We start from the raw sequence: 19,545 nt of genomic DNA, 5'->3' as shown, positions 1-19,545 counted from the left end.
CATGCCAAACTCATTTGACCCCAATAGCCTTCTTCCTGACCCAGCATTCCTGGACCTGCATGCTTCTGGTGAACAGTCCGGCCTGGGTGAAGCGAAAGAAGACCAAAAACTGGAAGTTCCCAGCAGGCTCCCTGTACTGCCTGTGCGCGATGTTGTTATCTTCAACTATACCATAATGCCCCTTTTTGTGGGGCGCGAAGCTTCTGCCCTGGCAGTGGAAAAAGCCTTAAGTGGCAGCCGCTACCTTATGATACTGACCCAAAAGGACGAACGCGTGGAAAACCCCACCGCGGAAGACCTGTATGATGTGGGTACAGTGGTCATGATTATGCGCATGCTCAAACTGCCTGATGGCAGAATTAAACTGCTGGTGCAAGGTGTAAGCCGGGCAAAAGCGTTAAGCATCGTGCAGGAAAAACCCTACCTGGAAGCAGAGGTGGAAACCCTGCCAGAACAGGAAGATGTGCCGACCTCCGTTGAACTGGAAGCCATTATGCGCCTTGCCAGGGAACAGAGCGAGCGCATTCTTTCCTTGCGCGGCATTGCTTCGCCTGACATTACCAATGTGCTGGCCAGCATTGACCACCCCGGCAGGCTGGCAGACCTTATTGCTTCCAACCTGCGCCTGCGCCTGAGTGAAGCACAACAGCTTATTGCTACCACAAACCCGGTGGAACGCCTGCGCAAGGTCAATGAGTTACTGAGCAAAGAGGCGGAAGTGGCCTCCATGCAAGCGCAAATTCAGGAATCTGCCCGTGAAGGCATAGACAAAGCCCAGCGGGAATACTTTTTGCGCGAACAGCTCAAAGCCATTCGTAAAGAGCTGGGGGATACGGCAGCGGACGAAGACGACGACACTGAAGACCTGGCCCAGGCTTTGAAAAAAGCCAAGCTGCCACCGGATGCGGAAAAAGAAGCCCGCAAGCAGCTCCGCCGCCTCAAAGCAATGCCGGGTGAATCTTCTGAAGCAACCGTTATTCGCACCTACCTGGAATGGCTTTCAGAACTGCCGTGGGAAGTGCTTTCCAAAGACCGCCTGAACATTACCAAAGCGGCGGCAATATTGAATGAAGACCACTATGGCCTGGAAAAAGTCAAAGACAGAATTCTGGAATTTCTGGCCATTAAGAAACTGAACCCAAATTCAAAAAGCCCCATTCTGTGCTTTGTTGGCCCCCCCGGTGTGGGTAAAACCTCTCTTGGGCGCTCCATTGCCCGCTCCCTTGGCCGCAAGTTCCAACGAATGAGCGTGGGCGGCGTGCGCGATGAAGCGGAAATTCGCGGGCACCGGCGCACCTATGTGGGCGCCATGCCAGGGCGTATTATTCAAAGCATACGCCAGGCAGGCACCCGCAACCCGGTTATTATGCTGGATGAAATTGATAAAATCGGGTCTGACTACCGGGGCGACCCTTCTTCCGCCCTGCTGGAAGTGCTCGACCCGGAACAGAACAACACCTTCAGCGACCACTACCTGAACATGCCCTTTGACCTTTCCAAAGTCATGTTTATTTGCACAGCCAACGTACTGGAAACCATTCCCCGCCCCTTGCTGGACAGAATGGAGCTGATTCGCCTTCCTGGCTATACCCAGCAAGAAAAGCTGAATATTGCCAAAAAGTATCTGCTTTCCCGCCAAACCAGCGAAAACGGCCTGAAGCCCCATGACTTGGTTATTGATGATACGGTACTGAACCGCATTATTGGAGAATATACCCGGGAAGCTGGCGTGCGTAACCTGGAGCGGGAAATTGGCTCCCTGTGTCGCAAATTGGCCCGCAAAAAAGCATCTGGTACAAAAGGGCCTTTTGTGGTGGACGAAAAAGAACTGCATGCCTTGCTTGGTGCCCCACGCTTTTTGGATGAAGACCTGGAAGCCGAAGCCGCCCCCGGGGTTGCTGTGGGCCTGGCCTGGACACCCGCAGGGGGTGAAGTGTTGCAGGTGGAAGTTTCCACCATGCAGGGCAAAGGGGGCATTCAGCTCACAGGGCAGCTTGGTGATGTCATGAAGGAAAGCGCCCAGGCCGCTGTAAGCTATGCCCGTGCTCAGGCCCGGAAGCTGCACATTGACCCGGATTTTCACAGCAAGCTGGATATACACATTCACGTGCCCGCCGGGGCCACGCCAAAAGACGGCCCTTCTGCCGGGGTAACCCTGGCAACGGCCCTTATTTCCGCCCTTTCAGAAACCCCTGTGGCAGCAAACCTGTGCATGACCGGGGAAATTAACCCTGCGCGGAAAAGTGCTGCCCGTGGGTGGTATTAAAGAAAAAGTACTGGCTGCTGTGGCCCATAACCGCACAGATGTGATTATTCCCAAACAGAACACCAAAGACCTGGAAGATATTCCTGCGGAATTACTGGCAAAAATACACGTACATCCGGTGGAAAACCTGGATGAAGTTCTGGCCTTGGCTTTTACAAAAATAACACCTAAAAAGAAGGCAACGCGCCGCGCCTCGGCGTAAAAAAAGCGGATGCCTCTTTCCAAAGCAAGCAAAATTGCTTCCTTTTACAGAACATAACAGATAAAAACACCGGGTAAAGAGCGTCTTTATCCGGTGTTTTTGGTGGAAAATTAAGCTGCCTTCATAAGGAAAATTCCATGAAGCCGTTCATTCCCCTTATTCGTATTATTAGCGTGGAACACGATAAAACCCTGCAAGCCCAGCAGCACGTTTGCCGCGCATTGCAGGCCAAGGGCATTACCTACCCGGTACGGGAAGTTTACTGCCACCTGGAAGCCAGCCGCTGCGGTGTGCAGGCAGGCATGGTGGGCGTTGAAGTGGAAGGACGCTTTGCCTTTGTGGGGGCTGAAGTAACGGAAGAGGTTGCGGCCACGTTTGCAGAAAAACTGCCCTTGTTTGTGGAGCATATGAAGCGTGAGTACGGCCTGAGTTAAGAAACGCTGATTTATTCCCAAAGTATCATCTCACCTGGCAAGCGCCTTAAAAAATAAAATGTTGCAGGGGTTTTCCCCTGCCTGCTGTTGTGGTATTCTCCTTCAAGACTGGCACAGAGAACGCTTTTGCCTGCTTCCCGCTTTCACCTTTTACTATGCAGAGAGTTTACCCAGAATACAGTGATTGCCTTGAAAAACTCATAGAAGTGGGGTCTGACCATACCATGAAAACGAAAATAATTGCCACCATCGGCCCGGCATGCACCAGCAAGTCTGTTCTTTCCCAGCTTATCACAGCAGGGGCGCATATATTCCGGTTGAACTTTTCCCATGGGGAAGCCTCGCAATTCCGAAATATTATTGCCAACCTGCGGGAGCTTGAAGCCGAATTTGACTTGCCTATTACCATCATGCAAGACCTTTCTGGCCCAAAAATTCGCATAGGTACGCTGGAAGAAGGGTCCATTACTTTTTCCAAAGGCGATCTTGCTTTCCTTGGCCCGGTTAAACCGGAAAATGCAGGGAAAATGCCCTTCATTCCCTTTGATAAAGTAGAGATTCTCGGTTCTCTTGAACCGGGCGACAGACTGGTGCTGGCAGATGGCACCCTGCAATTCAACGTACTGGAAAAACAGGACCGCTGCTTTATTATTCAGGCAGACAACGACGGTCTGGTGACTTCACGCAAGGGTCTTGCCCTGCCGGGCAAGTCCATAAAAGTACCTGCCCTTACCGAAAAAGACCGCAAAGATTTGGTGGAAGGATTACAGCTTGGCGTAGATGCTGTGGCCCTTTCCTATGTGCAAACACCGGAAGATATTCTGGAAGCAAAGGCCATTATCAAGTCGCAGGGGCGCAATATTCCTGTGTGCGCCAAGCTGGAACGGCAAAATGCGGTAGACAGGCTCCAAGATATTCTTGCCGTAGCAGATATTATAATGGTTGCGCGGGGCGACCTTGGCATTGAATGCCCGCTGCCCGTGCTGCCTGCCATGCAAAAACGCATCATCAAGGCCTGCAACCAGGCCCATAAGCCGGTTATTGTGGCCACACAAATGCTGCTTTCTATGGTGAACAACCCCTCTCCCACCCGGGCAGAAACCACCGACGTGGCCAATGCCGTGCTGGATGGCGCAGACTGTGTTATGCTTTCCGAAGAAACAGCCATGGGCAACTACCCTGTGGAAACGGTTTCTTTTATGCGCCGCATTGCCACTGAAGCTGAGAAGCTGATGGAAGAGCGCAGAATGCAGCCCACCTGTATGCCAGACATGCACAGCGCCATGGACTTTCTTTCCTATTCCGCCTGCCTGCTGGCAGACAAAATTGGGGCAGGTGCCATTGTTGCCCACAGTCTTTCCAGTTCTTCCGGCAGAAAACTTTCTGCCCAACGCCCAAGCCAGCCAGTGTATGTGCTTACCCCCAACAGTACCTCGCTACACTATTTAAATTTTTCTTGGGGCGTTATTCCCCAAGGTGTACAGGAAAATATTCCTGGCCACTTGGAACGTGCCGAATTTTTTGTTGATACTTACCCCGGCATAGCCGCTGGTACCGACGTGGTTATTACCGCAGGCCAGCCAAAATTGGGTGAACAACCCCGCGGCACCAACCTTGTGAAGATTTACAGGAAATAACTGCATGGCACAGCAACAGTCGTTAGAAAAAATTGCAGAAGAATATTACCAAATAAGCAGTAATATCCTTTCCAGCTTCCCCAAATACCGGCCACCTCTGGATTTGTTTGTTTACAAAGAACCCATCCGCCAGCTTGTGCACTTTGCTAAAAAAGGCGACCGCCTGAGCAATGAACAAGTGGAAGAAATGCACCGACTGTGCGGCGAAGGAGACTTGTTCGTTTCCCGCGCAGACCACCCCATTTATTCACAGCACATAGTGAAGCAGCTCGACCTGATTCTTGTGGATAACAATATTAAGCCGGGGGAAGCGGCAGACATTTGCATTCAAGCCCTGCAACTGCGCCTGCAAGATTTTTTTGAACAACCTGTGCGCCCTGTGTATGAACAGCTGTATGAAAATGCCATGGTGGTAACGGAATTTATCTGGACAGACAAACACCGACTGAAAAACTTTCTGCGCCGTATGCATACAGGGGACCATTCCCTGGCCGCCCATTCTGTGAACACCCTTTCCCTTGGGCTGTGGCTGCTCTTGCAAACCCGCAAGGACGAAATAAGCCGGAAAGAATTTGACCAGGCAGCCCTGGCCCTGCTGCTGCATGACACAGGCATGAGCAAGGTGCCTGCCTTTATTACCGCCAAAACGACACCGCTGAAAGTGGAAGAACGGGATAAAATTACCCCTCACCCCCTGCTGGCCCATAAAATTGCCTTAAAGCTTGACCTGCCCTTTGACGCCATGCGCCAAGCAACTCTGGAACACCACGAACGGCTGGATGGTTCAGGGTATCCACAAAAAACAAAAGACATCAGCGCCTTTGGCAGGCTTACCGCTGTGGCCGACGCGTTTTCCGCCATGCTCCAAAAAAGGCCCTATGCCCCGGCAAAGCCCCCCCTTGAAGCGGCCAAAGAACTTGCTGCGGCCCGCACCCAGTTTGACCTTGCCTACTCCGGTGCCCTCCTCTCCGCCTTGCTTTCCAACAGTATCTCCATGGGGTAGGCCTTCCCACATTCTCCATATTCACAAAACACAAAAAAGCCAGGCTGCATATGCGGCCTGGCTTTTTTGCGCCATAGCCAATTCAAAAGGCTTTGGCTAGTAGCATTTCAAACATTTTCGTTACACCGCAACACGGTTCCTGCCCCCACGCTTTGCTTCATACAATTTTTCATCTGCCCGCTTTAACAGTTTATCCAGGTTGTCAGTGGCATCGTCCAGTTGCAACATGGAAAGGCCAAGGCTGGCAGTAACCCGAATGCGGGAACCATTGTATTCAAAGCTGTGGGCTTCAATTTTCTTGCGTAAATCTTCTGCCTTGCGCAAGGCACCCTCGGCTTGTGTATTGAGCAGTAAAATACAAAATTCTTCGCCCCCATAGCGGGCAAGAATATCTGTGTTACGCAGGTTACCTGACATTACCAAAGCCACGGTACGCAACACATAGTCACCACATTCATGCCCGTAGGTATCATTAATTTTCTTGAAAAAGTCGAGGTCAACAAACACTGCCCCCAACGCATTCTTGGCCAGTAACGACATCTGCACTTCATATTGACCTTTTTCATAAAAAAAGCCGCGGTTATACACTGTGGTCAATGGGTCTATATGGGCCTTCACTTCCAGGGCAGACATAATATTCTTCAACGGGGTGATATTATATAAAATGGCGCTGTGCCCCACTAACTGTTTCCCCCTGCTAATGGGAGAAACAGAAACTTTATACGTGCGGATACAGTCGTCAAAATCCATGGTAAATTCCCGCACCCCTACTTCCGAAGTAAGGGTGGAAAAGTTGAAAGGAAGGTAGGTCATGTCATCCAGTTCCGTACCAAGGGGAACTTGGCTTGCCTGGGGAAACAGCGCGTTAAATGCCATATTGGAATCCATATACACGCCTTCATTATCCAGCAACAACACCCCTTCCTGCAAGTGTTCCACCACGTCGTCACGCAGGCTGGAAGCCACGTTGTGAATACCATACTTTTGCAGCCCCCAAAAAAACAGAACCAGGGCGACAGCAAGGCACAGGGGTGTAATATCCACCCAGGTATCCCCCAGGTTCACCACCCAGGTGGCTGTGGTAAACAAGGGAATAAGGGCAGAAATAAAAAAGAAAATGGCTTGTTTCTTAAAGCGCTTGGTTCCCTTAATGTAATGGGTGACAATAGTAAACAGCCCCAGCGCATTGAAAAAATACAAATACAGTTGTTTTACGGGGTAAAAAGGACCTGTTTCAAAAACAGCCTGACCTATGTAGTTGGAAGCTTGAAAAGTAAAGCCGGAAAACAGCAGGCCATTATGTTCCCAGGTAAACGCCAGCACCATAATAATGAAAGGAACAAACATTATGCCAAACACAATGCCAAGGCGTTCCACCTTAACACCACAAAATTCCCGTACGCACAGGTACCAAAGCCCAGGTATGAAGGGAACCCCAAGGTAACTGACCTTCACCCCCACCACAGAGGCTTCCTGTGCGCTGGAAAAATCCAGAAAGTTCCCTGTAAGGTACAGGGCAATGGCAATAGAGAGCAGGTTGAAATAGACAGATTTTTGCCTGTCGCTACGATAAATAGCCAAAAAGCAAATCATAAAACTTACAAGTGCGGCTAAAGCGGTTAGCAACAAAAATAACATGCTCATTATGTCCTTTCCGTGATACGACAAAAACGGGTTATCCGGAACACCAAACCGCAAGCAGAAGAGTACCAAAATAACACAGTGGCTTCATTCAAGCATTGGGCCTTTGGTACCGTACGGTACACACAGACACCCAACAAAGATATTCAAAAATCATGTTTGTATGTAAGCTGAAAAAGAAGACTTCTCAAGTAAAATGTTACACAAACAGCTTGTGCGCTTAAAAAAATAACCTCACGATAATATACAAAAAAATATAAGGCGAGTCCGCTAAAAATAATGATAGAAAAAACGCTGTCCTGCAAGGGAATGCAGGACAGCGTTTTTTAGATGGCACCTGGAATTTGATGTATTAGGCAATTTCACTTTTGGCAGTGGCAAGCACTGCAAACCTAAAAGCAACAAGGCGTGGCGTTGATGGCCCCCATTGGGGCATGGCCCCCGCCACTAGAGCAAAAGGAACGGCCAAACCAAATACACGAGCGTTCCTTACAAATCGGCCCCTGGGCCATAAGCAGCGTCCAGGTTTTCAAAGGCAGTGTAAGCGGGCACATAGGTTAATTCAACCGTGCCCACAGGCCCGTTCCGTTGCTTGCCTATAATAATTTCTGCCTTGTCCACGGCGGGTCGTTCATCATGCTTCATGTAGGCAGCTTCGCGGTAAATGAACATGATCACGTCAGCATCCTGTTCAATAGCGCCAGATTCGCGAAGGTCGGAAAGCATGGGGCGTTTGTCGGCACGCTCTTCCACCTTGCGGTTCAGCTGCGAAAGGGCAATAACAGGAATGTTCAGTTCTTTGGCCATGGCTTTCAGGTTACGGGAAATATCGGAAATTTCCTGTTCACGCGAATCTGTTCTGCGTGAGGCCCGCATAAGCTGCAAGTAGTCAATAACAACAAGCCCCACGTTCTTTTCCCGCTTCAGGCGGCGCATTCTTGCGCGCAACTCAATGGGGGAAAGAGCCGGGCTGTCGTCAATGTAAATGGGCGCTTTACGAAAAACTTCCGCAGCATCCAGCAAGCCTTGCCAGTCGTTATCGTCCAAATAGTTGCGGCGCAGGCGAGAAACGTCTACCCTGCCCCAGGCGCACAGCATACGCATAATGAGCTGGTCCATGGACATTTCAAGGGAAAAAATAGCCACAGGTACTTCGTGCCGAATGGCAGCGCGCATGGCAATGTTCAGGGCAAAGGCTGTTTTCCCCATGGAGGGGCGGGCCGCAAGAATAATAAGGTCGGAAGGCTGCAAGCCTGCTGTCATCTGGTCAAGCTTGGTATAGTCTGTAGCTACACCGGTAACAAACTCACGGTTATTTTGCCGGGCGTGCAGGTTTTCAAAAACCTTCAGGGTCAGTTCCCCTGCATCTCTGTACGACTTGCCGGAGTTGCGCTGGGAAATAGCAAAAATAGCCTGTTCAGACTCATCCAGCAGCGCCCGCACATCTTGCCCCGGCTCATAGCCCTGGGCAATAATATCGGCACAAGAATGAATAAGCTGCCGCGCCATGGCCTTATCACGCACAAGGGCGGCGTAATATTCCGCATTGGCGGCGCTTACAATGCTGCGGGTAAGGTCCACAAGGTAGGCAGCACCCCCGGCCATTTCAAGTTGCGAACGCGATTTAAGCTGTTCAGCAACGGAAACCAGGTCTACCGGGGCATCTTTTAAGGAGAGGTCGCGAAAGGCTTCAAAAATTACTTTGTGAGCAGGCAGATAAAAATCTTCATCTGAAAGCATGTCCACAATAACGTCAAGGGATTCCGGCTTTAAAAAAACACCGCCAAGAACAGCCTGTTCTGCCTCAACACTATGGGGCGGAACGTTGCGGAGCATTTCCTCCGAGGCGTTCTGTTCGGTGTTTCCTGCGGGGCCGGCCTCCCCCTTGCGGGGGAAGCCGGTACGTGTAGACTTATTCAGCGGTTTGCTCTTCGGCGAGTTGTTCGTTGGCTGCATTTGCAACCTCCTGCTCATCAGCATGAACGGCGCGTTCAGCAACGATGCTCAGAGTGAACTGGGCCACCACGTCTGCGTGCAGGCGCACACGAATGGGGTGGTCGCCAAGCATACGAATGGGGCTATCCAGCAGAATGCGGCGGCGGTCAACTTCAATGTTCTGTGCGGCAAGAGCTTCTGTAATCATGGCAGAAGTAACGGAACCGTACAGCTTGTCGTTTTCACCCACGCGCATGGCAATGGAAACCACGGCTTTTTCAATTTGCGCAGCAAGGCTTGCAGCAGCGCCGCGCAGGGCTTCTGTTTTTGCCTGAAGTTTTTTGCGCTCAAGCTCAAACACTTTCAGGTTGGCAGGGGTTGCCTGCATGGCAAAGCCCTGGGGCAGAAGGAAGTTGCGGCCATAACCGGCGCGTACTTCAACAAGGTCGCCCAATTTGCCGAGCTTTTCAACGTCGGTGCGGAGAATAACTTTCATGCCATCCCCCTACAGTATGCTTTTTTTGCGCACTTCACTTGCGTGAGTGGCTGTGTAAATCATAAGGGCCATTTGACGGGAGCGCTTGATTTCCGTGGTAAGCAGGCGCTGGTGGTGCGCACACACACCGGTGATGCGGCGGGCAATAATTTTGCCACGCTCGGTCACAAAGTCGCGCAGAATGTCAGCGCGCTTGTAATCAAGCGGCAGGTCTTTGTCTGCGCAGAAGCGGCAAAACTTGCGGCGCGGGGAAAACTTCTTCTTCATCGCCATTTACGCAACCTCCTCAACAGAATCAGCCAGACGGACAGTAATGAACTTGAAAATGCCGTCAGTAATGCGGATATTGCGCTCAAGTTCAGCAATCAGCTTTGCAGGGGCTGCATATTCAAGACGAACATAGTAGCCGCGCATTTGTTTTTGCACCGGGTAGGCAAGGTCGCGCATGCCCCAGTGGTCTTCATTCAGCAACTTGCCGCCTTCGCGTTCCAGAATAGCCTTCAGGCCATCAAGTAGAGCCGTACGTGGCTCTGCGGAAAGCTCAGGGGAAAGAAGCAGCAAGGTTTCAAACTTTCTCATGCTTTTCTCCTTCGGACATATGGCCCGCTTATACAAATCAAGCGAGCAGGGAACTGCAATGTATAGGCAACAACCCCCACCTTGTCAACTAGAGAAACGCCAATTTGTTTCGTTTTGTTGCACAACTTTTTCCGTTCCTGCGAGGGTGGCATACTGTGGCGGCATAGCTTACCCACCAATGGAAGACATGGAGCGCTGGATAACCGCTTCTTGCCTATCTCGCTGCTGGAGCAATTGGAACCCAAGGGGCTTGGCCTGTACGGCCACTTCCAGTTGGCGCATCATTTCCTTAATTCCCTGTGGCCCACTGCGGAGCAAGTCGCGGAAAGGCACTTCGCTATCAGAAAACAGGCATGTTCGGAAGCTCCCTTCAGAGGTGACGCGCAGGCGGTTGCAGTCTGCACAAAAATGGCAAGACACTGCGGTAATAAGCCCAAAGCGCCCTTTACCCCCTGCAATGCTGAACATTTTGGCAGGCCCGGTACGCCCTTTGCCGTGGTAGTCTTCAATGGGCGTGAGGGTGGCATACTGCTGTGCCGTTGCCAGCACTTCATCCGCAGGCCAGAAGCGCCCTTCATCCCAGCCGCCACGGCCCCCAAGGGGCATATATTCAATAAACCGCACATCCACGGCATGCTTTTGGGCAAAGTCCAAGAATTCTGGCAATTCGTGGTCGTTCACACCGCGCATGGCCACGGCGTTGAGTTTTACACGCACCCCGTGTTCAAGGGCCGCTTCAAGCCCCTGGCGGGCTTTTTCATACAGGCTTGAACCACTAATATGCCGAAATGTTTCCGGGTTGAACGTATCAAATGAAATATTCAGCCCGCCCACACCAAGTGCCTTCAGGCGCGCGGCATGTGGGGCCAGCAGCACGGCATTGGTAGTAATGCGAATGTCCATGCTGGGGTGGCGTTCACGAATGCGCTCCACAAACCCCATGAACCCTTTGCGCACAAACGGCTCCCCCCCGGTAAGGCGCACTTTGTCTACCCCCCGTGCAGCAAGCAAGTCCAGCACGGTCAGCATTTCTTCATAGGTCAAAATAAGATCATGCGGAATAAAACCCAGGCCCATATGGTGAGCGCAGTACATACAACGCAGGTTGCACCTGTCTGTTACCGAAAGGCGAACATACCGCACAACGCGGCCATGGGCATCTTTTAGGGGAGCGGTTTCCATACAGTCCTCACTCGGGCCAATTCCTGCCCGGAACTTTTACGATACAACCCGTGCAGTAGCCTGCCCGGCACTTGGTGTTCTGGCATGCTAGCAGAGGCAACAGTGTCGCCCCACAGCGCTTCTGCACGAAAAACAATATCCAGCCCAGCCAGCGCCCGTTCACCCACGCCCTGCCCCTGGCTGGCAAAAAAGCAGTGGGCCGCTTCCAGGGCAAAATCCACATAGCGCACGTTATTCACATGGCCATTGCTGTCTATGTCTGCACGGCGCACAGGAAATTCCGGGCCCGGCAAGGCAGCAGCCGCTTCTTTTACGCCCACTGCGTTCCCTGCCACAGCAGGCGTTTCAGCAAGAAAAGCAAGAGGTACGGGGGGAATGCGAATGTCACCCGCTTCCAGGGCAAGGCCTGCCTGAGGAAAGGCAAGGCTTTGTGCCCATGGCGGCATTTTTTCCAGCTTGCGGGTGGTAGCGTTCATGAGCACCCAGTGGCTAACAGCCCGAAGCACAGTGTGCCCGTTACATTCCATATGAAAATCGCGGCGAAAGGAAAGGCGCTCAACCCCCACGGGCCAAGTGTGTACCACCATGTTCTCTTCTGGCGCTGGCATGTACCCCAGCTCAATACGCTGGCGGGCCAACACCCAGGTTATACCCTGCTCACGCATGGCATCCAGCCCGCACCCAAGGGCTTCTGCATGTTTTCCGGCAGCCTCTTCCATATAGTTGCACAGGGTGCGCAGGCTAACCCGCCCGTGCCCCCCGGCTTCATAGCCACGAATAGCGAAAGTTTCATGAAAAACGTGCATCCATCCCCCCTGAGATGAAGCTTGGCATATGCCGGGGCAATAAAATAACGGTGTGTTCCAGTTGCTACAACAACACCGCGCCCCCACATGCACCTGCATATGGGGGCTACCATACTCTAAAAAAGGAAGAAAGCAAAAAAGAGCACCAAAACTGAATACATCAATTAATACATTGCATTCATTCACAAAATATATTGCGCAAAAGGAATATACCTCAAGTATGTGCAGAAAAAGTTCTTTTAGTGGCAAAAGATTACCAATGAATTGAGGAAACACTGATTAAATGGCCTTTGGGGATAGGGTGAATTCCAACCTCTTTAGCAAGCTGCTTCTGAGTAATTCCCCTTGCCTTCATTATTATTTTTGCACTTTCGGTGATATTTATGCCCGCATTTTAGTTCATTCGAAAGTTGCAAGCCAATATAATTAGCGAATAAACAATTTGCATAAATTAGCCAACTTGCTAATAGTAGATTATGGATAATATTACTAAGCTGAAAGAATTCTTTGAAAGCCAGATAGGACAAGGGAAGCCATTCGCAACCCGCGTTGATATGGCGCGTTTTCTTGGGTTGCCACAAACCCAAGCTACTAAGCTATTCAATTTCCTTAAAGGCTCAGACACACAATACACCGCAGTCTTAGATTGGTTCGGCAGGCTGGGTGGTGAGCTTTTATTGCCTGGAAACAAAATATCCCCCGCCAAAAACGTCCACTTCGTCAACGCCAAGGTTATCAATGCTGGCGAAGGGCTGCCCACCATCATTCCAGACGACTACCTTGCCGTGCCCCTGTGTTCAGAAGCCGGGGCCGGGCCGGGCATAGTGCAATGTGAAGAATTTCAAAACTGGTTCCTGGTGTACCGCAACGAGCCTTCCATACGCTTGCGCTCCAACCTCATGGCGGTAAAAATTACCAAAGGGTCAACGTCCATGCTGCCCACCTTGGCCCCCGGCGACATTGTGCTGGTGGACAGGGGCGAAAACAGCAACCCAAGGCCGGGGCGCATGTACCTTGTGGCAGAGCCAGACGGCAGCACCAAAGTAAAACGGGTAAAGGTAGACCTCGATAAGGTGGCCCGCCAAACCCGCATCACGTTCTATTCAGACAACGTGGCAGAAAACCCGCCAGAAATGTTCTACCTGGAAAGCGACTACGAAGACGACTTAAACAGGGCCATTCTAGGCCGGGTAGTGTGGGCGTGGGGTGATGTAAGCGAGAGGTAGAGGCGTGCACCGCGCACGAAAATTTCACTTTTTTGACGAAGCTGGCACTAACTTACTTTATAATCTTAAAGGAGAACGACATGAGCAAGGTCTACAATCTCTTCCTTAGTCATTCATGGGCACACTCAAATCACTACAATAGCCTACTTAGCTTGCTTAGGGAAACTCCATACTTTTCGTTTAAAGATTATTCTGTGCCTAAAGATGACCCTATTTACGGCGCCCGAACAGATGCCGCCTTAGCACAAGCAATAGCAAACCAAATGCAACCATGCCACGCAATTGTTATAATGGCTGGTGTATATGCATCTCACAGTAAATGGATGGAAAAAGAAATTCGCATTGCAAACCAACAGTACAATAAGCCAATAATTGCCGTACGCCCTTGGGGGAGCCAGTCTATTTCCACTGTTGCAGACAGCGCAGCAACAGAAACAGTTGGGTGGAATGCATCGTCAGTTGTGGCAGCAATAAGAAGACATTCCCTATGAGCTACGAAAGGTCTATTGAGCAATATAAGATTTGCCTTGACCTTGCAGAGAAGGTTACAGAACGCAGACTGAAAACGAACAGCTTCTTCATTGGTGTTGCTTCAGCAATGACCTCACTGATTGCTGTGGTTCTCAGTAGTTCCACGCTTGCTATAAACAGAACATATACCCTGATTGCGCTTTGGCTTTTTTCTCTCTTAATCTGCAAGGCTTGGCTCTCAACTATCGAATCTTATAAAAAACTCAATTCTGCAAAGTTTAAAATTATTTTAGAACTAGAGAAAGAGTTAAAGCATGACTGTCTGTCATGCGAGTGGGGTTTCTTAAAGCAAGACCCCAAGTATTCTAAGTTGTCGGAAAATGAAAAGATTATCCCTAAATTATTTGCCTGCCTTATTACAGTAATTTTTTTAGGACACCTGTTTATTTAAGGAGAAACATACTCATACGTTTTCTGAAAAACGCTTGGCTTGCAAGGGTAACACTCATCCCTAATGCCTGTGATTATCCAATCGCTAGGGCAAGCTATCATTTTACCTTCAAGGGTATCGCATACACCGTGCTCTCCTATTTCCTTACCACAACTTGGGCACATTTCCCAAGAGGCATCCCCTTGAAGCGCTTTCCGTACTCTAGCGTCTATGCTTCCTGGAAACCATTGTGTGGCAAAAACAACAATTGGTTTTTTTTTAAATAATGGCATTTGTTACTCCTCCATTTTTTTATGTATTGATGATGTAACCGATATTATTCCCCCCTACCACAGCTCTCCCGTATACTTCGCTTAGCCCTCTCGGCTATCTCCCGCCCCCTTGTGGCTTTTTTTTGTGTGATTTTTATTTAGTAACGCTATTGTCATACTACACAGCAGTTGAAGCAATCCCGAACTTGCCAAAATATGTCCCCAACAAAAAAAGGACTCACGGAGTTAACCGTAAGTCCTTAAAATTGCTGGTCGGGATGAGAGGATTCGAACCTCCGGCCCCTGCGTCCCGAACGCAGTGCTCTACCATGCTGAGCCACATCCCGATGCGCCTGTGCCCGTTTGGGCAGTGCGAAGAACGAAAAATTACACCAGCTTACTATTTATGGCAAGGGGAATTTGGGCGTCCGTGCAGCATATATCCTTGGAAATAGACTCTATGTGCCACTATTCAGGAGGTGAATCAGGGCACACCGATTAATGAGTATTTTTGCCTTCTGCCAAGAAAGGGAAGTTCCGTGCGGAGCGATGTGTATAGAGACATACATGAGCGTCGCATGGAACGAACCTGACGCAGGCAGAAGGCAAAAAGGCCATTAATCGGAGAAGGTGATGCGCAAGGGGACCCGATGCACCTCTGCTGAAATTTCCTGAGTTGCCCCAAGGCTGAACGATGCAGCTTGCGGCGCCTTGCCAAGGGCCTGGGCCACCTGGGCAGCCAGCCCCCTTACATTAATAATGGGGTGGCGGGTAAACACCTGTGGCAGGCCATAGGTAAGGCTGCACACAAGGCATTTGCCGGGGCGCTGGTGCAGTTCAAAAGCAAAATCGGCACACCCTTTACCACTGCCAACATAGCACAAGCGAATATCGTAGGCACCCTCTTCTGCCCCGCCAAACAGGGCATCAAAAAAAGCGTCTGCACGGTCTGCGGGAAACTGGGCATCCAACCATTCCTGAGTAAAAACAGTGTGGGCCATCTCGCATCATCCTTTCCGGTTGCAATGGTTCCAGCGCATAGGTATATGCACCGTAAAAGCAAACATGCGGCTTGTTTTTCTCACCTGCGGGCAATGCCACCAAACAACCTCTTCTACAAATAGAGCACAGCAAGGGCATTCCCAACGCATGGGCATCTTCCACACGTTCCTGTTACAAATAGTAGCCCGTTCCGAGGTGTAATGCAACCCGCCAAAACGCTCAACCTGTTGCCCAAACCCACCCAAAACCTTCCACAAAACGCCATTCCAGCATATGCCTTCAAGTGAATTGCATCCCCTTGGTAAATGCGTTATATTCTTTTTTGCGTTTGCGTAGCCCATGCCCAACATTTCCGCAGGACTGCGCCAACCTGTTTGCTGCCTTGTGAGTATTGCTTAACAATTTCATAGTGCAGCCCCCCTATTAATCACCTTTAGTCCCCCCAGTTTGAGGATTCATGACAAAACCTGCGCGTTACACAAAAATGCCAACTCTCGAAAAGTTGCAACACATCATAGCCTGGGCAGAAGAAAAGAAAGGGAAAGACCTGCTTGCCTTGGACCTTTCCACCTGCCATAGCCTTGCCGAGGCCACCTGCATTGTTACCGCCACATCTGCCCGCCATGCCCAGGGGCTTGCGGAATTTATTTCGGATCAGTGCCTTGTAAACAAATTTGAGCAATTACGCATGGAAGGCTTTCAGAATGCCCTGTGGATTTTGCTCGACCTCAACGATATCATGGTGCACATTATGCAGCCTGAGGCCCGTGCCGAATACAACTTAGATACCCTGTGGCCCAAAGCCATTACCATAGCGGACCAGCGGGAAGGAGTGTAACTATGGCCCGCCCTACCCCCACCCTTTTGCTTATTCTGGACGGTTGGGGCCAGGCCCCGGAAGGTCCAGGCAATGCAGTAACCCTTGCGGCAACACCCACCTTGCACATGCTTGCCACCCACCCGGCAGGCACACTACTGGCCTGTTCCGGCCGTGAGGTTGGCCTGCCCAAAGGGTTTATGGGCAATTCCGAGGTAGGGCACCTGAATATTGGGGCCGGGCGCGTGGTGTTTCAAGACATTACCCGCATAGATGTTGCCATTGAAAACGGCACCTTTGCCAGCAACAGCGCTATTGCCAGCACCATGGATGCCGCCGTGGCAAGTGGCGGTGCCCTGCACCTTATGGCGCTCCTTTCTGACGGGGGCGTTCATTCCCACATCAATCACTTGCTGGCCTGCATTGAAGCTGCCAAGGCAAAGCGCCTTTCTGTGCGCCTGCATTTGTTTATGGATGGCAGGGACACAGCCCCCACTTCCGGGGCGGCCTTTGTGCGCCAGCTTTTGCCTTACTGCACTGATGGAGTCCACATTGCCACCCTCACTGGGCGCTACTTTGCCATGGACAGGGACAAACGCTGGGAACGCACGGCCCTGGCCTGGAATGTGTTGGTACATGGGCAAGGCGAACAGGCAACCGACCCTGTGGCAGCATTGGAAAGCGCCTATGCAGCGGGAGTGACGGATGAATTTATCAAGCCCATCATTTTGCCCCTGCCAGATGGCACATTGCCCACAGTGAAGAATGGCGATGCCCTCTTTTTCCTGAACTTTCGGGCAGACAGGGCCCGGCAACTCACCCATGCCTTTGCCGACGCCACATTTGATGGGTTTGAGCGCGGCAACGTGCCTGCCCTGGCAGCCTTTGCCACCATGACAGCCTATGAATCCACCCTGCCTGTGCCCTGTGCCTTTACCCGGCAAGACATGAGCGGCACCCTGGGGGAAACAGTTTCGCAAGCTGGGCTGCGCCAACTGCGCTTAGCCGAAACAGAAAAGTATGCCCACGTGACCTATTTTTTTAATGGTGGCAAAGAAGAGCCCTTTGCCGAGGAAGACCGTATTATTGTCCCTTCCCCCAAGGAAGTGGCAACGTACGACCAAAAGCCGGAAATGAGCCTTGCCGAGGTTACAGAAAAATTGCTGGCCGCCTGGAATAGTGGCACATACGATTTTATTGTATGCAATTTTGCCAACCTGGACATGGTAGGGCACACGGGCAATATTCCTGCGGTGGAAACAGCCTGCCAAGTGGTGGACGCATGCGTTGCCAAAGTAATGCAGGCCGTTGCCGCCACAGGTGGGCGCATTCTTATTACAGCCGACCACGGCAATGCAGAAGAAATGCTCACCCCCCAAGGGAACATGCAAACAGCCCACAGTAAAAACCCTGTACGCCTTGTGGTGCTGGACAACGGCCCGGAAAAACGCCTGCGGCCAGGTGGTAAACTGGGGGACATTGCCCCCACCTTGCTTGACTTGTGGGGTATGGAAAAACCAACAGCCATGACAGGTGAAAGCCTTTGGGAGAAAGCATGAGTTCACGCCCCATAGACCCGGTAAAGCCGGTAAGCATGGAGCTGGTGTTTTTTTACGCCTGCCCGTTTTGTAACAATGAAATGCCTGTGGTTTCCCCCCTTTCCCCCACCATGCTCAATTGCGATGTGTGCCGCCAACGCTTTCCTATTGTGCCGGTGGATGAACACTCTGTGCAGTTCATAAAACTGATGCTGCAAGACGGACAAGCCGCCATAGACACTGATTATATGTAGCCCGTGTGAACAGCCCGTGCATAAGCATGGCTCTACCTGGGAACACCGCTATAAACCAAAGGGAAGCAACGGCACCTGCCAGTTGCTTCCCTTTGGTTTATGCCTAAAAATAAATGCAACCTTACTCTGAAATATCAAATGAGTATTGTGCGGCATTCTGAAAAAATTTACCCCCTACTACATAACTTCAAACCTACGTAGCGCTTCCGTATACAAGTTTTCCAGAACCTTGTCATTGGTGCTTTGTGCTTTGCGCAGCACTTGCTTGCAATGAATTTTTGCTCGCTCGGGTGTGCTGTTCATTTCGCATAACATTTGATGCCGCATTAAAACCTGCTCCAACAGCGAGGTATGGTCCACAGCCTTGGCAAGCCTCATGGCGTTTTCCAGCACCGGTAGGCTGCTTACGCTATTTGAAATTTTTGCCCATATACAGGCTGCTTCTTTAAGCGCTGTAGCTGCCTCCAGCTTCTGCGCCAAGGCAACATGCCCTTCTACCCACAGTGGGTTTAGACTGACGAGCGAGTACAAATCTTCCAGGCTTTTGCCTTTCACCATGGAAAATAATTCCGCACTTTCCTCTTTTCCCACTTTCACGCTTAGGCAAAGCGCATCATCCACCGTTACCACAAACCCATCGCGTAAGGCGTGGCGATGAATGTCTACAAAAAAATCATGAGAACAACGGGAAAATAATAAGCGGGAATTAAAGTCATTACCATTCTGCCTCCCGGGGGTCTGACTTTCAAGGTGATAAATGGTTGACGAAGGAATGCACTCCAAAGTGTACCCCTGCTGGCGAATGCGCAAGGAAAGTTCCACATCTTCAAACCCATTACGGTAATCAGCAAAAAAACCGTTACACGCCTGAAATAGCTGTTGAGGCACCATAAGCGCTGCACCTGTAATAGCTTGCAACCTTCTTTTTTGTCTTACCACCCTATGGGTAGAGGGAAAGCGGGCGTACAAGTGAAACACACAATTTGGCGGAGCAAAAGTTACCCCCATGTGCTGTACCGTACCATTTTCATACAACAATAATGGACCAACAGCTCCCAGCCTGGGGTTAGCGTCAAACGCTTCCAGCAAAGGGGGCAGCCAGTTGGGGGTAAGAAGCGTATCGTTATTCAAAAAAAACAGCATGGGGGCACGGGCCGCTTCGGCCCCGGCATTGCACGCTGGCCCAAAGTTTCTGTTTTCTTCCCAGCGAATGGGGGTGAACAAGTTGCCAAACAACTGTTTTCCCAGTGGGGCAAGAGCATGCGCTGTTTCATCGGTGGAACCATTATCCACCACAATCACCTCTGCCACCCCAGCAGGAGTATGCCGGGCCAGGCTTTCCAGGCACGCTTTG

At 50.9% G+C, this 19,545-nt stretch carries 18 protein-coding genes, 1 tRNA gene and 1 pseudogene; 10 read left to right on the top strand and 10 right to left on the bottom strand.

From position 1 onward, the window contains the following. The first annotated feature begins 1 nt into the window (after position 1). The 4 genes and pseudogenes from lon (at position 2) to G497_RS0105730 (ending at position 5,542) form a co-directional block, all read left to right on the top strand. Positions 2 to 2,468: pseudogene (gene lon / locus G497_RS16920) on the top strand (endopeptidase La). Between the two features lie 137 nt (positions 2,469 to 2,605). Next, a complete protein-coding gene (locus G497_RS0105740; RefSeq protein ID WP_027187444.1) occupies positions 2,606 to 2,902 on the top strand; it encodes a hypothetical protein in 297 nt (98 codons plus the stop codon). A 224-nt stretch (positions 2,903 to 3,126) separates the two neighbouring features. Further along, on the top strand, positions 3,127 to 4,539 hold the full coding sequence (gene pyk / locus G497_RS0105735; RefSeq protein WP_027187443.1) for a pyruvate kinase: 1,413 nt from the start codon (positions 3,127 to 3,129) through the stop codon (positions 4,537 to 4,539). Positions 4,540 to 4,543: 4 nt separating this feature from the next. Next, positions 4,544 to 5,542 (top strand): HD-GYP domain-containing protein, encoded by a 999-nt coding sequence (locus G497_RS0105730; RefSeq protein WP_027187442.1) that lies wholly within the window; start codon positions 4,544 to 4,546, stop codon positions 5,540 to 5,542. A 120-nt stretch (positions 5,543 to 5,662) separates the two neighbouring features. Here the strand turns inward: G497_RS0105730 and G497_RS0105725 are convergent, their stop codons facing one another. The 7 genes from G497_RS0105725 to G497_RS16915 form a co-directional block, all read right to left on the bottom strand. Further along, positions 5,663 to 7,186 (bottom strand): histidine kinase N-terminal 7TM domain-containing diguanylate cyclase, encoded by a 1,524-nt coding sequence (locus G497_RS0105725; RefSeq protein WP_027187441.1) that lies wholly within the window; start codon positions 7,184 to 7,186, stop codon positions 5,663 to 5,665. A gap of 486 nt (positions 7,187 to 7,672) precedes the next feature. Continuing rightward, positions 7,673 to 9,019, bottom strand: a complete 1,347-nt coding sequence (dnaB, locus tag G497_RS0105715; protein ID WP_027187440.1) for a replicative DNA helicase — start codon at positions 9,017 to 9,019, stop codon at positions 7,673 to 7,675. A 76-nt stretch (positions 9,020 to 9,095) separates the two neighbouring features. Next, positions 9,096 to 9,614 (bottom strand): 50S ribosomal protein L9, encoded by a 519-nt coding sequence (gene rplI / locus G497_RS0105710; protein WP_027187439.1) that lies wholly within the window; start codon positions 9,612 to 9,614, stop codon positions 9,096 to 9,098. Positions 9,615 to 9,623: 9 nt separating this feature from the next. Then, entirely contained in the window at positions 9,624 to 9,887 is a 264-nt protein-coding gene (gene rpsR / locus G497_RS0105705; RefSeq protein WP_027187438.1) for a 30S ribosomal protein S18, read from the bottom strand. After that, positions 9,888 to 10,193, bottom strand: a complete 306-nt coding sequence (rpsF, locus tag G497_RS0105700) for a 30S ribosomal protein S6 (protein WP_027187437.1) — start codon at positions 10,191 to 10,193, stop codon at positions 9,888 to 9,890. 168 nt (positions 10,194 to 10,361) lie between these two features. Beyond that, a complete protein-coding gene (gene moaA / locus G497_RS0105695; protein WP_027187436.1) occupies positions 10,362 to 11,375 on the bottom strand; it encodes a GTP 3',8-cyclase MoaA in 1,014 nt (337 codons plus the stop codon). Beyond that, a complete protein-coding gene (locus G497_RS16915; protein ID WP_034636863.1) occupies positions 11,357 to 12,181 on the bottom strand; it encodes an acyl-[acyl-carrier-protein] thioesterase in 825 nt (274 codons plus the stop codon). The genes moaA and G497_RS16915 overlap by 19 nt, the downstream gene beginning before the upstream one ends. A gap of 677 nt (positions 12,182 to 12,858) precedes the next feature. On the opposite strand from G497_RS16915, the gene G497_RS0105685 reads away from it, so the two are divergent. The 3 genes from G497_RS0105685 to G497_RS0105675 all read left to right on the top strand — a co-directional run bounded on the left by G497_RS0105685 (position 12,859) and on the right by G497_RS0105675 (position 14,329). After that, the gene (locus G497_RS0105685) at positions 12,859 to 13,407 is read left to right on the top strand and encodes a S24 family peptidase (protein WP_169726974.1); all 549 of its coding nucleotides are present in this window, start codon (positions 12,859 to 12,861) and stop codon (positions 13,405 to 13,407) included. Positions 13,408 to 13,487: 80 nt separating this feature from the next. Continuing rightward, positions 13,488 to 13,898 carry a TIR domain-containing protein gene (locus G497_RS0105680; RefSeq protein WP_027187434.1) on the top strand — a complete coding sequence of 137 codons (411 nt, stop codon included), beginning with the start codon at positions 13,488 to 13,490 and terminating at the stop codon, positions 13,896 to 13,898. Then, positions 13,895 to 14,329 carry a RipA family octameric membrane protein gene (locus G497_RS0105675; protein WP_027187433.1) on the top strand — a complete coding sequence of 145 codons (435 nt, stop codon included), beginning with the start codon at positions 13,895 to 13,897 and terminating at the stop codon, positions 14,327 to 14,329. The genes G497_RS0105680 and G497_RS0105675 overlap by 4 nt, the downstream gene beginning before the upstream one ends. A gap of 521 nt (positions 14,330 to 14,850) precedes the next feature. Here G497_RS0105675 and G497_RS0105665 read toward each other — a convergent pair. Continuing rightward, positions 14,851 to 14,927, bottom strand: a tRNA-Pro gene (locus G497_RS0105665). Between the two features lie 270 nt (positions 14,928 to 15,197). Continuing rightward, positions 15,198 to 15,581: a hypothetical protein gene (locus G497_RS0105660; protein WP_027187431.1), complete on the bottom strand. Its 384-nt coding sequence runs from the start codon at positions 15,579 to 15,581 to the stop codon at positions 15,198 to 15,200. 458 nt (positions 15,582 to 16,039) lie between these two features. Between G497_RS0105660 and rsfS the strand changes: the two genes are divergently transcribed. From rsfS to G497_RS0105640, 3 genes are read left to right on the top strand one after another with little or no spacing between them, the layout of a single operon-like run. After that, a complete protein-coding gene (gene rsfS, locus G497_RS0105650) occupies positions 16,040 to 16,420 on the top strand; it encodes a ribosome silencing factor (RefSeq protein ID WP_027187430.1) in 381 nt (126 codons plus the stop codon). A 2-nt stretch (positions 16,421 to 16,422) separates the two neighbouring features. Next, entirely contained in the window at positions 16,423 to 17,958 is a 1,536-nt protein-coding gene (gpmI, locus tag G497_RS0105645; protein WP_027187429.1) for a 2,3-bisphosphoglycerate-independent phosphoglycerate mutase, read from the top strand. Then, a complete protein-coding gene (locus G497_RS0105640) occupies positions 17,955 to 18,191 on the top strand; it encodes a hypothetical protein (protein ID WP_027187428.1) in 237 nt (78 codons plus the stop codon). The genes gpmI and G497_RS0105640 overlap by 4 nt, the downstream gene beginning before the upstream one ends. Positions 18,192 to 18,368: 177 nt before the next feature. Here the strand turns inward: G497_RS0105640 and G497_RS16910 are convergent. Beyond that, the coding region (locus G497_RS16910) for a glycosyltransferase family 2 protein (RefSeq protein WP_034636860.1) at positions 18,369 to 19,545 on the bottom strand (1,177 nt) is incomplete at its 5' end.

The organism is Desulfovibrio cuneatus DSM 11391 (assembly GCF_000430005.1).
Taxonomy (GTDB): domain Bacteria; phylum Desulfobacterota; class Desulfovibrionia; order Desulfovibrionales; family Desulfovibrionaceae; genus Frigididesulfovibrio; species Frigididesulfovibrio cuneatus.
This window is presented reverse-complemented; position numbering and strand designations above follow the sequence as displayed.

What these genes read in the sequence shown, in the direction of transcription:
- G497_RS0105740 (WP_027187444.1), top strand. Translation starts at nt 2,606, where the DNA reads ATGAAGCCGTTCATTCCCCTTATTCGTATTATTAGCGTGGAACACGAT.
- rpsR (WP_027187438.1), bottom strand. Translation starts at nt 9,887, where the DNA reads ATGGCGATGAAGAAGAAGTTTTCCCCGCGCCGCAAGTTTTGCCGCTTC.
- pyk (WP_027187443.1), top strand. Translation starts at nt 3,127, where the DNA reads ATGAAAACGAAAATAATTGCCACCATCGGCCCGGCATGCACCAGCAAG.
- G497_RS16915 (WP_034636863.1), bottom strand. Translation starts at nt 12,181, where the DNA reads ATGCACGTTTTTCATGAAACTTTCGCTATTCGTGGCTATGAAGCCGGG.
- G497_RS0105680 (WP_027187434.1), top strand. Translation starts at nt 13,488, where the DNA reads ATGAGCAAGGTCTACAATCTCTTCCTTAGTCATTCATGGGCACACTCA.
- G497_RS0105730 (WP_027187442.1), top strand. Translation starts at nt 4,544, where the DNA reads ATGGCACAGCAACAGTCGTTAGAAAAAATTGCAGAAGAATATTACCAA.
- rplI (WP_027187439.1), bottom strand. Translation starts at nt 9,614, where the DNA reads ATGAAAGTTATTCTCCGCACCGACGTTGAAAAGCTCGGCAAATTGGGC.
- G497_RS0105640 (WP_027187428.1), top strand. Translation starts at nt 17,955, where the DNA reads ATGAGTTCACGCCCCATAGACCCGGTAAAGCCGGTAAGCATGGAGCTG.
- rsfS (WP_027187430.1), top strand. Translation starts at nt 16,040, where the DNA reads ATGACAAAACCTGCGCGTTACACAAAAATGCCAACTCTCGAAAAGTTG.
- G497_RS0105725 (WP_027187441.1), bottom strand. Translation starts at nt 7,186, where the DNA reads ATGAGCATGTTATTTTTGTTGCTAACCGCTTTAGCCGCACTTGTAAGT.
- rpsF (WP_027187437.1), bottom strand. Translation starts at nt 10,193, where the DNA reads ATGAGAAAGTTTGAAACCTTGCTGCTTCTTTCCCCTGAGCTTTCCGCA.
- G497_RS0105660 (WP_027187431.1), bottom strand. Translation starts at nt 15,581, where the DNA reads ATGGCCCACACTGTTTTTACTCAGGAATGGTTGGATGCCCAGTTTCCC.
- moaA (WP_027187436.1), bottom strand. Translation starts at nt 11,375, where the DNA reads ATGGAAACCGCTCCCCTAAAAGATGCCCATGGCCGCGTTGTGCGGTAT.
- gpmI (WP_027187429.1), top strand. Translation starts at nt 16,423, where the DNA reads ATGGCCCGCCCTACCCCCACCCTTTTGCTTATTCTGGACGGTTGGGGC.
- G497_RS0105675 (WP_027187433.1), top strand. Translation starts at nt 13,895, where the DNA reads ATGAGCTACGAAAGGTCTATTGAGCAATATAAGATTTGCCTTGACCTT.
- dnaB (WP_027187440.1), bottom strand. Translation starts at nt 9,019, where the DNA reads ATGCTCCGCAACGTTCCGCCCCATAGTGTTGAGGCAGAACAGGCTGTT.